Here is a 13,911-nt window from a genome sequence, read left to right as displayed (position 1 = left end):
TCCCGGATGCGCACGAAGGTTACATCAGTTGGGAACGGGCGGAGGAGATCCGCAAGATGGTCAGCGACAATGTACCGGCCAGTCGCCATCATGGAGCGCCGAAGCATGGCGACGCTCTGCTTGCCGGCCTGTTCCGCTGCAAAAGGTGCGGCCGGAAGCTGACGGTTCGTTACACAGGAGCCAACCATAACATCCCGCGCTATTCCTGTTGGCGAGGGTTGCTCGACAACGGCGAACCACGTTGCATCGCCTTCGGCGGTCTGCGGGTCGATGACGCGATCGAAGAGGCACTTCTCGGCGTGGTCGAGCCAGGAGCCATTGCCGCCGCCGTCGAGGCGGAACGCAATATGGCCAACCAACGCGATCAGGTTCAGGATGCCCTGATGCGCGACCTCGAGGCAGCACGCTATGTAGCCGACCGGGCATTCCGGCAATATGACGCGGCCGATCCAGAGAATAGGCTGGTGACGTCGGAGCTGGAAGCACGCTGGAACAAGGCGCTGACTGGCGTCGGTGAGATCGAGGCCAAGATTGCCAAACATCGGACAGTTACGCCGCATCCGTTCCCCATGTCCGCATCACAGGTAACCGCACTTGCGGGAAACCTTCGCGCCGTCTGGACGGCGCCGACAACCGATGCAAGGCTGAAGAAGCGCATCGTGCGCACGCTCATCAATGAAGTGGTCGCCGATCTCGATGATGGAACCTCTGAGATCGTCCTCGTCATTCATTGGGTTGGAGGCGTCCACACCGAACTGCGCCTGCCGAAGCGACACCGTAGCCAAAGAAATGCGACCCCTGACGACATTGTCGACGCTGTGAAACAGCTCGTCTTGATCGCCAATGATGATGTGATTGCCGGTGTCCTCAATCGCAACGGACTGACGACCGGCAATGGCAATCGCTGGACACGGGAGCGGGTCACCGCGCTGAGGTCATATCGCAAGATTCCGGTCTTCCGTCCGCAGATCGACGGGGTTGAGCCATGGCTTAATCTGGGCGGTGCGGCAAAGTTACTCGGGATATCGCCAAAGACGCTGCGTCTGGCGGCCGAGGCTGGCGATATTAAGGGGGCTCATCCGCTACCCGATGGCCCATGGATCTTCAGCCGTTCCAAACTCGCGACCCCGCAAGCACGTCAGATTCTCGATCGTGTACGGAAGAACCCTCGCCACCCCGCGGGATCGCCTCCAGATCAGGAAAATCTATTTCTTTCAATGACATAGAAAGATGGGTGTTATGAAACAGGATTGTAGTATCTACGCCAATCCTCCATCTTTTCGCGGGCATCCGCAAGGGTCAGGAACCAATGCTGGTTCAGGCATTCTGCACGGAAGCGGCCATTGAACGCTTCGATGAAAGCATTATCAGTCGGCTTTGAACTCAATCAGAATGTTCGTGATTTGATGGATGTTGCGCGGTCCCGTCTTGAAGACACCAAGGGCGAACTCGATGAAGCCCTCGGCCGAACCGGAATAGGTCCCGTGATTGTCACGTGCATCGGGCCAGTAGGAACTGCGCAGCGCCCTTTCATCGGCGCGGTCTATCCCGCGGCAATACCGATAGAGGCAGTCGCGGAGCGCCTCGCGGTCGAGCAATTCGGTAATTTTTTTGTGTTTCATCGCTTGTCGCACATCTGATATCGGGGCGCTTACCCATCCAGTGACGCAGCCAGCTTTCAACTGCTCGGCTGACGTAAGGAAAAACCCTCCCTCTGCTTAGGCATGCATGTAAACAACTGCCCTTAGAAGTAGACATCAATGGGAGAGCTGCGGGTAAGGTGTTTGGACAGCGACGGCGCCGTCATGCACCAGTTGCGTTGCGTTTCAACCCCCACAATGTTGGTTGAACAAAAGGCGATCGAGCAACGCATCCGAAACGCAATCTATCTCCAGCGCACGTTCAGGGCAGGATCGAGCGCCTCGCGACGCGAACAGTTCGTCCCTCTCCTCGACATCGATTGCACCGGGCAGTATGTATCCCTCGTCGTCAAGATTGAATATTTCGGGCGCTTGGGCCCAGCATCTTGCATGACCTTGGCATTTGGAAGTGTGCACTATGACGCGCATACGGTACTCCATGTCTTTCCTCCTCTCAATTATCAGGACCAGTCCAGGATCAGATTCTCCATTCCAAACACGTGGCCCCCATAGGTGATGGGCGCCGTACCATCCTTGATACGGAAGTCAGGGATGCGCGACAGCCACTCCTCCAGGCCGATGACGATCTCTCGCCGGGCAAGGTGTGATCCAAGACAGCGATGGGGACCGTACGCAAAAGCGGTGTGGCGATTGTCTTCTCGTGCCAAATCGATCGTGTTCGGATTTTCGAATTCCACCGGATCACGATTGGCAATCATCGTGGCGCAGGAAATGTAGTCCCCCTTACGGATCGGCGCGCCTTCGAAATTGATATCTTTCGTCGCCACACGGATCATCTGCACGGTCGAATAGGCGCGAAGCAGTTCTTCGGCTGCGAGCACAATTCGATCCGGTTTGCTCCGCAGCAATTCCTGTTCTGTCGGATTGCGCGCGAGATAGGCCAGGTCAAAGCCGATCGCCGTTGCCACGGTGTCCAGTCCCGCGACGAATAGAAGCACGCCTATTCCATGGATTTCCTGGTCTCTCAACAGGCGGCCGTCGACCTTTGCCTGCACGACGAAGGTCATGAAATCGTCGGCCGGTTCTTTGCGGCGCATCGCTGCAAGTTCATCGATGAACGCCAAAATTGTTCGGGCGGCTGCGGTTCGTCTGATGCCGTCGCCGTGGAGCAGGTCCTTCCCCCAGCCCACGAATGTATTGAGGCGCTCATCGGATAAGCCGAGCAAACGGAGGAAGATACTAACCGCAAAAGGAAAGGCGAAGTCCGTCAAGATGTCGCAGCTTGTGCTCGACGCGGAAATCTTGGAAATCAACGCAATCGCCCGATCACGGACCGCCGGTTCGAGCTCCATTATCCGCCTGGGCGAAAGCAGCGGATTGAGAAGTGAGCGAAACACGCTGTGAGCCGGGGGGTCGAGTTCAAGCGGGATCAGCGGCCAGTTTTCGCCAAGCGCCGAGGCGAAAAGGCTCCGATGGCTGGAAAAGGTTCCGGTGTCCTGCAGCAATTTGCGTTGGTCCTGAGCGCGAACGATGACCCAGGTACCTCGGCCATCGCGCGTATTGCAGGGAGAATAAAAGATTCTCGGTCCATTATGGAGGCAAGCGACAGCTGCGTGCGGATCCCCATTTGGCATGCGCTCCATGCCGGGCGACGTGAACAGGCTGAAGTCCTTCACCATTTCGGGAGGGACATGTTCTGGAACCCTAATGGTAGCCACTGCTTTTCTCCTGTCATCAAAGCCCCTTCGCCGAGAACGAATTCTCCTCGGAGAGGGAGCGAGCAAAATCGTTGAGCGCCAGATTTCCAATCTCAGCAGCGCGAGGCGCCAATGACATGCGATGCAGCGATCAGATCGCCGTGCGGCTCGAAATCCACGCTGCTTTGTTGGCCGAAGTCGAAATTTCTTGGATGCCTCGCCCGCCCTTCCGGTCGACATCGGATTTTCACGGGTACCTCTCTTCCGGTAAATGCGTTCTGAGCACAGATGCATTTTGATTTCCTCCGCTCCATGGCGGTCACCAAAGAAACCGGCCGACAGTCCTTGCCGCCCCGCAAGAAGAACTTCAAAGTTCATGCCAATTTGATTGATTTGGCCGGAAAGAAATTTTTCAATTGCCTTTCAGCGCTTTGGCTCAAGGCAGAACTAAAGATTGGCTGATCAAGGCCGTGTCGCGTATCTAACAAAACCCGACATCAGGTGCCGGATGCCATCTATTCAGGTGCGACTTTTTTCCAGCCACCACAGCCGGGGGCCAGAGACAGCGCGACGAGTAACGAATGTCCTGATGTACTGCGATGCAGTGGGATAGCTTGAGGGTGGGTAGCTTTGAATTGTGGCATCGAGCTAGCGGCGGAATTCCGGGAACAGCTCGAAGCGTGCTACTCCTTTGTCCTGAATGTCAGTTCTACCAGCCCGACGACACCACCCTAAGAGTCGGCGGCAATCTGCCGATTGGGTGTTGCCTGACAGCAATGGGTATGGTGGCCTACCGTCCGCCGAGACGGAAGGCGATGGCCGCAGAAAGCCCGCTCAAGCGGCGGGCCGAAAATGCCGTCCGAAACAAATCCACAAACTACCCTGCCTGGCACGGCAAGAGCGTGGGTACGGAGATTTGATCTGGATCAAATCGCAATCCCGATGAAATTGATAGCCATCAAAGACGCGCTGGAAGAAATAGGGATAGCCGAAGTCGCAACGGCCGCGTGGTCGTCTCGGGCATGTCCGGCATAGGCGGTTTTCGAAGGGATCAGGACATGGACGTCGCACGCAGTGAGGTTCTCGTGATTGGCACTTCCGTCGCTTGCCGTTCCTGCCAGGCGCGGCACGGCGTCGTTTGCGGCGCCTTGTCGGCTGGCCAGCTTAGCGAACTTGGCCGCCACTCGCTGCGCCGCAAGGTCGACGCAGGCTGCGAGATCATTGCACAAGGATCGGAAAACTCTTTCTATTCGAACATCACGCGCGGCGTGGTGAAGCTCTGCAAGGTGATGTCGGACGGGCGCCAGCAGATCGTTGGCCTGCAATTCGCCCCCGATTTCGTCGGCCGCCCCTTCGTGCGCGAAAGCACGCTGTCGGCCGAGGCCGCGACCGATGCGGAGATCTGCGTGTTCCCCCGCAATTTGCTCGAACGCATGATATTGGAGACTAGGGAATTGCAGCGTAGCCTGCACGCTCAGGCGCTGAATGAGCTGGATGCCGCGCGCGAATGGATGCTGACGCTCGGCCGGCGGACCGCCGAGGAGAAGGTCGCAAGCCTGCTCCACCTCATTGCCGCCCACGCCGAGACGGCGACGAGCACTGCCTTCGATCTGCCGCTATCGCGTGCCGAGATTGCCGACTTTCTCGGGCTGACGATCGAAACCGTCAGCCGCCAGTTGACCCGGCTTCGCAAAGAGGGCGTCATCCGCATCGAGAACATCCGGCATATCACCGTGCCCGACATGGATGCGCTCGCAAAGAAAATCAGCGGGTAATTACCACCCGCGTATTGGAAAGGCCAGCCTGGCGCGCCAGCGTAAAGAACTAGGCGGCATTGTCGGGATGCAGACGGACGTGCCGGGCGCTACCACATCGAGCATTCCGGGCGAGAAAACTTCTAGTCCCGGAGCCGCCGGCTTGCAGCTCGGGATAGCCGCCGGGCAGGTGGGTGGCGTCGCCATCGGCGCCGGGCGCCCAGCAGGTCGCCAGCGAGCTGAGCGGTGAGCGGTGAGAGGAACAAAATATCAGCTCCGCGGCGACGTCAGCCGAGCAACAAATGCTCGTAGGCCAAAGGCTACATAGCGCGACCCGGGTGCCGGTCGGCATCAGCCGATCGATATTGGCGGCTGCGAGCTCTTCACGCCCCCAACCTGCGGATATCCGCCATCGTCGTCTTCTGTGACGAAATTATCGGAGCCGTTTGCGTTTCACCATTTTTCGATGCGCGGTCCGAGCCTGGCGCCCCCTTTTTGTCGGACCTCAAACTTTCTTGTGCAGTTTCAAACAAGAAAACGTGCGCGGGTAGACATACGCACGAGCAGAACCTCAAACCTCGTGACCCGCGCCTTCCCGCCGCGACCGGACTGGCGGGCAGTATGCTAAGGTTCTAAAAGGCGGCAGAGAAACCTTGATCGAGATGCGGTCGGAAGTAGCCGAAACAGCGCCCGGCCGTCAGCGCGGCACAACGGCTTCACAATTCGCTCGCCCGCACGAGCAGCGCACGAGTGCGGCGACGAAGGCCCTGTGCTGACCGCAAGTCCATCTCCTTCAGGCCAAATGGCATGACGCTTGCTTGCCCTGGCGTGTGGGCCGAGGTCGGATTCGTGTTAGCCGTGACTGAGAGGCCGCAAATAAATTTTCCTAGAGGAGCTTCATTGATGACCATGGAAAAGCAGGTCCCTATTGTCACCTTTCGCACGCGGGTTCGCGACGAGTCTATATCCGGTCCCAACCCCTACCGCTGGGAAGACAAGACGACCGACGACTATTTCAGCGGTAAGCGGGTAATCCTTTTTTCGCTGCCGGGCGCCTTCACGCCAATCTGCTCCACCTTCCAACTGCCTGATTTCGAAAGTCTTTATGTCGAGTTTAAGAAGAATGGCATTGACGACATCTACTGTCTCTCCGTCAACGATGCCTTCGTCATGAATGCTTGGGGCAAGTCTCAGGGGTTGAAAAATGTCAAGCTTATCCCGGACGGTTCGGGAGAATTCACTCGGAAAATGGGTATGCTCGTCGCCAAGGACAATCTCGGTTTCGGTCTGCGCTCCTGGCGCTACGCTGCCGTGATCAATAATGGCGTCGTGGAGGGGTGGTTCGAGGAAGAAGGCTTTGGCGACAACTGCGCGACCGATCCGTATGGCGTTTCTTCGCCGCAAAACATTTTGAAATGCCTTAAGGCCCCAGCCTTCGTATGAGCATTGAAGCCAACGACCAGCAGCTACGACTTGTCGTGCACACCTGCGCCGAATGATAGGAGTTTTGCTCGAACCATGAAGTCCTTTACAAGCCTTCATCAGCGTCAGCAGCAATCGCTGGTTATTACGCCCCAGCTCATCGCGTCTATTCGCTTGCTGCAGCTGGCGCACACCGAACTGAATCAGTTCGTGGAACAGGAAATCGAGAAGAACCCATTTCTCGACCTGGCGTCGAATGACGGCGGGGCTTCTGGCGTATCGCCAACTGCGGCGGATGATCCAAATATCAGCGCACGCGAAGACCACGTTGATGGACCGGCCAGGACGGACATGCCTGAGCTGTCTAGTCCCTGGAAATCAATCCGTGACACAGGCAACCTTTCGCCGGGGGAAAGGCCTTCCCTGGATGAGTTCGCCGCCTCAACTGAGACATTGCACGAACATGTCGCCCATCAGATCGCCCTCACTGCCTTCACACCCCAGGAGCGGCTGATTGCTGGCGCGCTTGCCGACCATCTGGATGACACTGGGTATCTGCAAGTGAACCTTCTGGAGCTAGCAGAGAGGCTAAATAGCCCTGAGGCTGGAGTGAAGCGGGTTCTTGAGGCTTTGCAGCTATTTGACCCGCCGGGCATATTTGCGCGAAGTCTGGGCGAATGCCTCGAGATTCAGTTGCGCCAACGAGACCGGTTCGACCCGGCCATGGCAGCTCTGGTCGCAAATCTCGAGTTGCTTGCGCGACGCGATTTTCGAGCACTGAAGCGACGTTGCCGGGTCGATGAAGACGACCTTCTCGATATGTTGAACGAAATTCGTGCACTTGACCCAAAGCCTGGAAACCAGTTCCAGTCCGCAAGGTCGGAATCCATCATACCCGACGTCTTCGTCCTACCCTCGCCGGGAGGCGGATGGCACGTCGAGCTTAATCGGGAGATTTTGCCCAAGGTACTGATCAACCAAACCTATTTTGCGCAAGTTACTCGCCTAACCGCCCAAAGCTCGAAAGATCAGTCATTCCTGAACGAATGCTTCCAGAGCGCGAGCTGGTTGGTTCGGAGTCTCGATCAGCGCGCCACGACGATCCTTAAGGTGGCGACCGAAATCGTGCGCCACCAGGATGTCTTTTTGGAAGATGGCATTGCTCATCTTCGCCCTCTCAATCTTAAGACCATCGCTGACGCGATCGACATGCACGAGTCCACTGTAAGTCGGGTAACGTCGAACAAATACATTCTCACGCCCCGCGGCGTGTTCGAGCTCAAGTATTTTTTCACCGTCGCGATCCCGTCCTCACAAGGCGGTGACGCGCACTCGGCCGAAGCTGTGCGCCATCAGATAAGGGCACTTATTGCCGCAGAGACGCTCCATGATGTGCTGTCCGACGATGGCATCGTTGCCAAGCTCAAGGAAACAGGCGTCGACATTGCTCGCCGCACAGTCGCCAAATATCGCGAGGCGATGAACATCCCCTCGTCCGCGCAACGCCGGCGGGAGAAACGGTTTGTACTGGCGGCCGCGGAGGGATAAGTCCTTTGTACCGTAGGTGATGCCCTTTTCCCAAAAACCGCGGAACTGAGGCACATGTGACATTGTGCTTAGTCCTCTCCATGGAGGATCGACTTCATATGGGCTGGCGACCGCAGCCTCGTCACGGGAGCTTCAAAAGTTGTTCCGGCCGCTTAAGCTGACGTTCCAGAAAAGATTAGATGTCTGTTCCATAGCCCAAGCGCTTAGGGGCTAAGCGGTTAATCACGAAAACTCGTGCAGAATTTTTATGTCGCGCAAGCGACAAATCTAGAAGCAGTTGTCGCCTCCCATTCATTTTCGCCGAACCGCTGGGATTTCGGTGCGGCGGCAACGAGAGCCTCAACCGAAAATGATAGACGGAGATACGCGGGCAGACGTTCTGGAGTTGGCGCGCTTTCGAGATCTCCGATGTTCGACGACGCAGGAATACAACACGCGGGCTGATCGAACTCTTGGCCTTCCTCACCGCTTGGCACGACGCATGCACGGTAATCCGAAAATGCGCCATCGAACAAAAAGGAATCATCCCATGATCAAGCTCACAGAGAATGCCGCCGCCATCATGAACGTAACGCTTTCCCGAGCCGAGCAGGCGGAAGGCTTTCGCATCGCGGTCGAGGCAGGTGGATGCGCCGGCTACAAATACCTGGTGGGGCTAGAAAGCGTCCAGGGCCAGGGCGACGCGGTGATCGAAACAAATGGGGTCAAGGTGTTCGTTGACGCAGACTCGCAAGCACACATCAACGGCATGACGATCGACTTCGTGACGGGACCAGAAACCTCCGGTTTTGTCTTCGACAATCCCAATGCGCACCAGAACTGCACTTGCGGCAAATCCTTCGGCTGATCACCGAGAAAGCGAGAGAGCCATGCGGAATTATTGCGAAAAGGTCATGGTTTCCTTTTTCAATCCGAAGAACGACGGCGTGCAGGAAAATCCCCTCAGCGAGACCGGGGCAGTTTCCTACGGTAGAGGGCCTGAATTGATAATTGGAGTCGATCCAACGGTGGAAGCGTTTCTGGTGACGCCGTCGTCCTTGCGTTCCAACCCAGCGACCGCCTTCTCGCCAGCGCTGGCCGAACTCATAACCCTAAAGCCCGCCGAAGCGCCTCAAACCGTCCGTCAGGAGACAGCAGGCTTTTTAAGCGGTTTGCTGCCGGAGAGAAAGGTCTGCTCATCAACGGATTATCCTGAGGCAGCAAAATTTTTTGGCGGGCATCCGGGCCAGGATTCCAAAGGAGACGCCCCCTCTGCAAGCAGTTCCGCGCCGAGGAAAGGTGAGCGAAGACGCGTGCGTGTCAAGAGGCTTGATTTCATGACCAAGTCGCTCACTTCGCTAGATCTGGCAGTAGACGGACGACACTCGTTCAAGCCGTCGAAGACGTGTCAGCGGTTTATACAATACTGGTCGTCGAAAGCCTCGTTCCGGCAGAGGAGGACGATCAGACCGTCACAACAGAAATCTGAGGCCTGGAGAAATTGGCAGGGTCGAAATGGATGTTGTAGCCGGCAATCGCGTAGGACAGGGTCTAAAAATCGCCGCAGCCTGCAACAGTTCAGTTCTCAGCGACAAGCTAAGCTGGCGACCCATCTAGTTAAGCAGCCGCGGCGAATCCAACCGTTGGAAAAGGCGCGAGCGCACAACGTTCTTCCCTTCCTACTGATGGCGGCTATGCGACGTTATCGATGCCAACAAGATCGCGTGACGCGCCATCGCACGACTCCACCCCGCGCTGCTTGCCCGAGGCTATCAAACAACAGCATGTGCAAGACGCCGCAGCATTGTCACCGCTTCCCCTCAGTCGAGATCCACCCATGAGAGCGATCTATCTCGACAATAATGCAACGACCAGAGTCGATCCTGAAGTGGTTGAAGCCATGCTGCCGTTCTTTGCGGATCAGTTTGGAAACCCTTCGTCGACGCACGCTTTTGGCTCCTCCATCCGCGAGGCGGTGAGGAAGGCGCGCCGGCAATTGCAAGCGCTGATCGGCGCCGAGTTCGATCATGAGATCGTGTTCACCTCGGGGGGGACGGAAAGCGACAATGCGGCGATCCTTTCGGCGCTGGAGGTGATGCCTGAGCGCACAGAGATCGTGACTTCCGCAGTCGAGCATTCAGCGGTGCTGACACTCTGCGGCCATCTGGAGAAGACGCGCGGCATTAAGGTACACAGGATCCCAGTGGATCGACATGGACGTCTCGATCTTGACGCCTATGAGACCGCCCTCACTCATCGTGTAGCGATTGCTTCGATCATGTGGGCGAACAACGAGACGGGAACCATTTTCCCGGTCGCTAAGCTTGCCGAGATGGCCAAGAGAATCGGTGCACTTTTCCACACCGACGCGGTCCAGGCGGTCGGCAAGGTTCCAATGGACCTCCAACCTACTGCAATCGACATGCTTTCGTTGTCCGGACACAAATTCCATGGACCAAAAGGCATTGGTGCACTCTATCTCAGGCGGGGCTTATCTTTCTCCTCACTGATCAAGGGAGGTCATCAGGAGCGCGACCGACGCGCAGGGACAGAAAATACGGCCGGGATTGTAGGTTTAGGCAAGGCTGCCGAACTCGCCCTGGAATCAATAGACGACGAGAGGACCCGATTAAAGTCGCTCCGAGATCGATTGGAGAACGGCATTGTCCAGCGTGTTCCAGGCGCCTTCGTAACCGGCGATAGGCTTAAGAGGTTGCCGAACACTGCGAACATCGCCTTTCAACGTCTCGAAGGAGACAGTATGCTCCTTCTTCTCAACCGCTATGGCATCGCCTGCTCTTCCGGCTCTGCTTGCTCCTCCGGTTCGCTGGAGCCGAGCCATGTCTTGAGGGCAATGGATATCCCTCATGCTATGGCGCACGGAACAATCCGCTTCTCGTTCTCGCGCGATAACTGTGACGAGGATGTCGACCGGGTGCTCGAAGTTTTACCGGGCATCGTTGAAAGGCTCCGGAGCCAATCCCGTTCCGGCCACGTGGCCGACACGAGCAGCCGGGTTCGTTCAGGGGAGTAGGAGCAGGCACGCTCATGAAACGGCAATTCCTTTTCACCGATACGACCTGCATGACGGCACCGGCATCGTATGAACGATCAGGTAAAAGCCGGGGCTCTCAGTCACATAGATCGCCGGTTCACCGCCCATGCGTGTTCATGGAGGGGGCCCAGCGCCATATCATCTTAATCAATCTCTCGACACCATCGGTGGATAGCACTCGACCACCAGCCTATGCCGACTTCAGTTGCAACGCGACTGCCTTGCGCCTAGCCGCGTCGAACCACGCATTCCGTACGTTGCAGCTTAAGCTACGGGAGAACGGTCTCGCGATCACCGCTCACGACCAGGGGGAATCTTATGTGCCGTTGCTCCGCTGACAGCAGTCCCGTCGATGTCAAAGACATCCTCAATCGGCTGAAATGTCTCTCGGCTGCGGAGGAGTTCTTCGCAGCCCTAGGGGTCCCCTATGACCCGAAGGTTCTCGATGTCTCGCGACTCCATATCATGAAGCGTATGGGCCAATACCTCGCGGCAGAGGACTTCTCCCATCTCCCTGACCGGGTAATCGCTGCTCGTGCCCGTGCCATACTGGAAAGGGCCTACTGTGATTTCGCGACCTCCGCGCCGCTCTCGCACCGGGTCTTCAAGGTGCTCAAGGACCACAATCCGGACAGACCTGTCACACCCGGCCGCACCGTTGTCCCGTTGGACTCCTTCCTGAAGCCGTTCGAAAAGGAATGAGCACGGTTGCGACACGACAATGTAGGGAAGCTTACAATTCAGTCAAATGCTAGCAACGTCGGAATCAAAGCCATTTCAATGAGATAGCGAACGCCAAACGGTTGGCACGAATGATGCACGCAAGCATATGTACTGCAAGCCCGCCACCCATAGAGGGAGGGAGTAAGAAACCGCCATGCACATAGTTATCTGTATCAAACAGGTACCGGACTCTGCACAAATAAGAGTGCATCCGGTGACGAACACAATCATGCGTCAGGGGGTGCCAACCATCATCAACCCCTATGATCTGTTCGCCCTTGAAGAGGCGCTCCAGTTGCGCGACCGCCATGGCGGCGAGGTGACCGTGCTCACCATGGGGCCGCCCATGGCAGAGGACGCGTTGCGCAAGGCGCTCACCTACGGCGCCGACCGCGCCGTACTCTTGACCGACCGTCATTTTGCCGGCTCCGACACTCTGGCGACCTCGTTTGCTCTTTCGCGAGCCATCGCGAAGATCGGAGAGGCCTTCGGTACGCCCGATATCGTCTTTACGGGCAAACAGACCATCGACGGCGATACCGCCCAGGTTGGGCCTGGCATCGCCAAGCGCCTCGACCTCCTGCAGCTCACCTATGTTGCCAAAATCGTCTCTGTCGACATCAATGGGCGCGAGATTACGGTGGAGCGCCGCTCGGAAGGGGGCACGCAGACGCTGATGAGCAAGCTCCCTTGTCTAATTACAATGCTCGAAGGCACAAACGAAATCCGCCGCGGCTCGCTCGACGACGCGCTACGGGCCGCGCGCAGCCAGATCGTGAAGTGGAATGCGGCCGACGCTGGCATAGAGGACCTCACCAAGTGCGGCCTGCGTGGCTCGCCAACCGTCGTTAAGAGGGTCTTTGCCCCTCCTGAGCGGGCGGAAAAGGCGGAGCAGATCGACACCGCGGAAAAAACGCCGCGCGATCTCGCCGAGGAGTTGATCGCTGGGATCTTTTTGCGCCAGCCGGCGCTCGAAAGCGAACTCGCCTTTGACGGCGAAGCGTGAAGGCAAGGAGCGACGATGTTGAGCACGAATCGAGAGAGCCCTCCTCCAGCCGCTGGCCGTGCCGCCATGAAGAAAGAGCTGCCCCTTCAGTTTAAGGACCATCGGCACGTTTGGGTCTTCATCGAGCTGGAGCGCGATCAGGTCCATCCCGTCTCCTTCGAGCTGCTCGGCGAAGGCCGCAAGCTCGCCGACAAGCTGGGCGTCCAGCTTGCCGGCGTCGTTCTCGGACCACCGGGAGAGGCCACGTGGTTTGCCATCGCCGAGGCTTTTGCTTATGGTGCCGACCTGGCCTACCTCGTCGAGGCCCCACTGCTCGCCGACTACCGAAATGAGCCTTTCACCAAAGCATTGACGGATCTGGTTACTAACTACAAACCGGAAATCCTTCTTTTAGGGGCAACGACGCTCGGGCGCGACCTTGCCGGTTCCGTGGCGACGACCTTGTTGACAGGGCTCACGGCGGATTGCACCGAACTTGATGTGGATGCGGACGGCTCGCTTGCGGCGACCCGGCCGACTTTCGGCGGCTCCTTGCTTTGCACGATCTACACGCTCAACTGCCGGCCGCAGATGGCAACGGTCCGGCCGAGGGTCATGGCCATGCCGCCGCGCGGGAATAATAAGATCGGACGCGTCATTCAACACAAAGTGTCGATGATCGAGGAAGAGATCGTCACTAAGGTCCTCGGTTTCTTGTCCGATGGCCAGTCGGCGACGGCGAATCTCGCCTATGCGGACGTCGTGGTTGCTGGAGGCCTCGGTCTCGGGGCGGTGGAGAACGTGAAGCTTATGAAGAAACTCGCGCGGACGATCGGGGCCGATTATGGCTGTTCGCGCCCCCTCGTCCAAAAGGGCTGGATGCCTGCTGATCGGCAGATCGGCCAAACTGGCAAAACTATCCGGCCGAAGCTTTACATAGCGGCTGGCATTTCCGGCGCCATCCAGCATCGCGTTGGCGTCGAGGGAGCTGATCTTATTTTAGCCATTAACACCGATCCTAACGCGCCGATTTTTGATTTCGCCCACCTCGGCGTCGTCACCGATGCGATCCGTTTACTGCCGTCATTGACGGAACTCTTCACCCATCGACTGTCGCCGCACAGTCGCGATAAGCTTGCAAACTGAG

At 57.6% G+C, this 13,911-nt stretch carries 12 protein-coding genes and 3 pseudogenes; 10 read left to right on the top strand and 5 right to left on the bottom strand.

The genetic code is table 11. The annotated features are described in order from the left end of the window. Positions 1–1,226, top strand: a 1,226-nt coding sequence (locus tag MOV76_RS26725; RefSeq protein ID WP_247265646.1) for a recombinase zinc beta ribbon domain-containing protein, incomplete at its 5' end; no start/stop codon positions are given. Positions 1,227–1,249: 23 nt separating this feature from the next. Here MOV76_RS26725 and MOV76_RS26720 read toward each other — a convergent pair. The 4 genes and pseudogenes from MOV76_RS26720 to MOV76_RS26705 all read right to left on the bottom strand — a co-directional run. Beyond that, positions 1,250–1,378 (bottom strand): annotated as a pseudogene (locus MOV76_RS26720) (transposase); the annotation flags it as partial. 1 nt (position 1,379) lies between these two features. Next, positions 1,380–1,622 (bottom strand): annotated as a pseudogene (locus MOV76_RS26715) (nuclear transport factor 2 family protein); the annotation flags it as partial. Between the two features lie 204 nt (positions 1,623–1,826). Beyond that, positions 1,827–2,081, bottom strand: a complete 255-nt coding sequence (locus MOV76_RS26710; protein ID WP_004678571.1) for a ferredoxin — start codon at positions 2,079–2,081, stop codon at positions 1,827–1,829. Between the two features lie 20 nt (positions 2,082–2,101). Next, positions 2,102–3,280: a cytochrome P450 gene (locus tag MOV76_RS26705; RefSeq protein WP_010009913.1), complete on the bottom strand. Its 1,179-nt coding sequence runs from the start codon at positions 3,278–3,280 to the stop codon at positions 2,102–2,104. Between the two features lie 306 nt (positions 3,281–3,586). On the opposite strand from MOV76_RS26705, the gene MOV76_RS26700 reads away from it, so the two are divergent. Next, positions 3,587–3,760 carry a hypothetical protein gene (locus MOV76_RS26700; protein ID WP_010009909.1) on the top strand — a complete coding sequence of 58 codons (174 nt, stop codon included), beginning with the start codon at positions 3,587–3,589 and terminating at the stop codon, positions 3,758–3,760. A 596-nt stretch (positions 3,761–4,356) separates the two neighbouring features. Further along, positions 4,357–5,073 carry a Crp/Fnr family transcriptional regulator gene (locus tag MOV76_RS26695; RefSeq protein ID WP_010009905.1) on the top strand — a complete coding sequence of 239 codons (717 nt, stop codon included), beginning with the start codon at positions 4,357–4,359 and terminating at the stop codon, positions 5,071–5,073. Here the strand turns inward: MOV76_RS26695 and MOV76_RS26690 are convergent. Then, positions 5,063–5,152: pseudogene (locus MOV76_RS26690) on the bottom strand (L,D-transpeptidase); the annotation flags it as partial. The gene MOV76_RS26695 and the pseudogene MOV76_RS26690 overlap by 11 nt on opposite strands. A gap of 803 nt (positions 5,153–5,955) precedes the next feature. Here MOV76_RS26690 and MOV76_RS26680 point away from each other — a divergent pair. From MOV76_RS26680 to MOV76_RS26650, 7 genes are all read left to right on the top strand, one after another. Further along, positions 5,956–6,495, top strand: a complete 540-nt coding sequence (locus tag MOV76_RS26680; RefSeq protein ID WP_004678566.1) for a peroxiredoxin — start codon at positions 5,956–5,958, stop codon at positions 6,493–6,495. 75 nt (positions 6,496–6,570) lie between these two features. Next, positions 6,571–8,022 (top strand): RNA polymerase factor sigma-54, encoded by a 1,452-nt coding sequence (gene rpoN / locus MOV76_RS26675; protein ID WP_011053429.1) that lies wholly within the window; start codon positions 6,571–6,573, stop codon positions 8,020–8,022. A 529-nt stretch (positions 8,023–8,551) separates the two neighbouring features. Further along, entirely contained in the window at positions 8,552–8,869 is a 318-nt protein-coding gene (locus MOV76_RS26670; protein WP_009995752.1) for an iron-sulfur cluster assembly accessory protein, read from the top strand. Positions 8,870–9,838: 969 nt separating this feature from the next. Then, complete coding sequence (nifS, locus tag MOV76_RS26665) at positions 9,839–11,035, top strand: cysteine desulfurase NifS (RefSeq protein WP_077991688.1); 1,197 nt, start codon at positions 9,839–9,841, stop codon at positions 11,033–11,035. Between the two features lie 339 nt (positions 11,036–11,374). Beyond that, the gene (nifW, locus tag MOV76_RS26660) at positions 11,375–11,758 is read left to right on the top strand and encodes a nitrogenase stabilizing/protective protein NifW (protein WP_077991686.1); all 384 of its coding nucleotides are present in this window, start codon (positions 11,375–11,377) and stop codon (positions 11,756–11,758) included. A 175-nt stretch (positions 11,759–11,933) separates the two neighbouring features. Further along, positions 11,934–12,785 (top strand): electron transfer flavoprotein subunit beta/FixA family protein, encoded by an 852-nt coding sequence (locus MOV76_RS26655; protein ID WP_040111841.1) that lies wholly within the window; start codon positions 11,934–11,936, stop codon positions 12,783–12,785. 15 nt (positions 12,786–12,800) lie between these two features. Beyond that, positions 12,801–13,910 (top strand): electron transfer flavoprotein subunit alpha/FixB family protein, encoded by a 1,110-nt coding sequence (locus tag MOV76_RS26650; protein WP_040111842.1) that lies wholly within the window; start codon positions 12,801–12,803, stop codon positions 13,908–13,910. Position 13,911: the final 1 nt, after the last annotated feature.

This window comes from Rhizobium sp. PRIMUS64 (assembly GCF_023006465.1).
Taxonomy (GTDB): Bacteria; Pseudomonadota; Alphaproteobacteria; order Rhizobiales; family Rhizobiaceae; genus Rhizobium; species Rhizobium leguminosarum.
This window is presented reverse-complemented; position numbering and strand designations above follow the sequence as displayed.

Bases quoted from the DNA above. Each gene is read 5' to 3' on its own strand.
- MOV76_RS26650 (WP_040111842.1), top strand. From the start codon at position 12,801: ATGTTGAGCACGAATCGAGAGAGCCCTCCTCCAGCCGCTGGCCGTGCC.
- rpoN (WP_011053429.1), top strand. From the start codon at position 6,571: ATGAAGTCCTTTACAAGCCTTCATCAGCGTCAGCAGCAATCGCTGGTT.
- MOV76_RS26695 (WP_010009905.1), top strand. From the start codon at position 4,357: ATGGACGTCGCACGCAGTGAGGTTCTCGTGATTGGCACTTCCGTCGCT.
- MOV76_RS26700 (WP_010009909.1), top strand. From the start codon at position 3,587: ATGCATTTTGATTTCCTCCGCTCCATGGCGGTCACCAAAGAAACCGGC.
- MOV76_RS26710 (WP_004678571.1), bottom strand. From the start codon at position 2,081: ATGGAGTACCGTATGCGCGTCATAGTGCACACTTCCAAATGCCAAGGT.
- MOV76_RS26705 (WP_010009913.1), bottom strand. From the start codon at position 3,280: ATGGTGAAGGACTTCAGCCTGTTCACGTCGCCCGGCATGGAGCGCATG.
- nifS (WP_077991688.1), top strand. From the start codon at position 9,839: ATGAGAGCGATCTATCTCGACAATAATGCAACGACCAGAGTCGATCCT.
- MOV76_RS26680 (WP_004678566.1), top strand. From the start codon at position 5,956: ATGACCATGGAAAAGCAGGTCCCTATTGTCACCTTTCGCACGCGGGTT.
- MOV76_RS26670 (WP_009995752.1), top strand. From the start codon at position 8,552: ATGATCAAGCTCACAGAGAATGCCGCCGCCATCATGAACGTAACGCTT.
- nifW (WP_077991686.1), top strand. From the start codon at position 11,375: ATGTGCCGTTGCTCCGCTGACAGCAGTCCCGTCGATGTCAAAGACATC.
- MOV76_RS26655 (WP_040111841.1), top strand. From the start codon at position 11,934: ATGCACATAGTTATCTGTATCAAACAGGTACCGGACTCTGCACAAATA.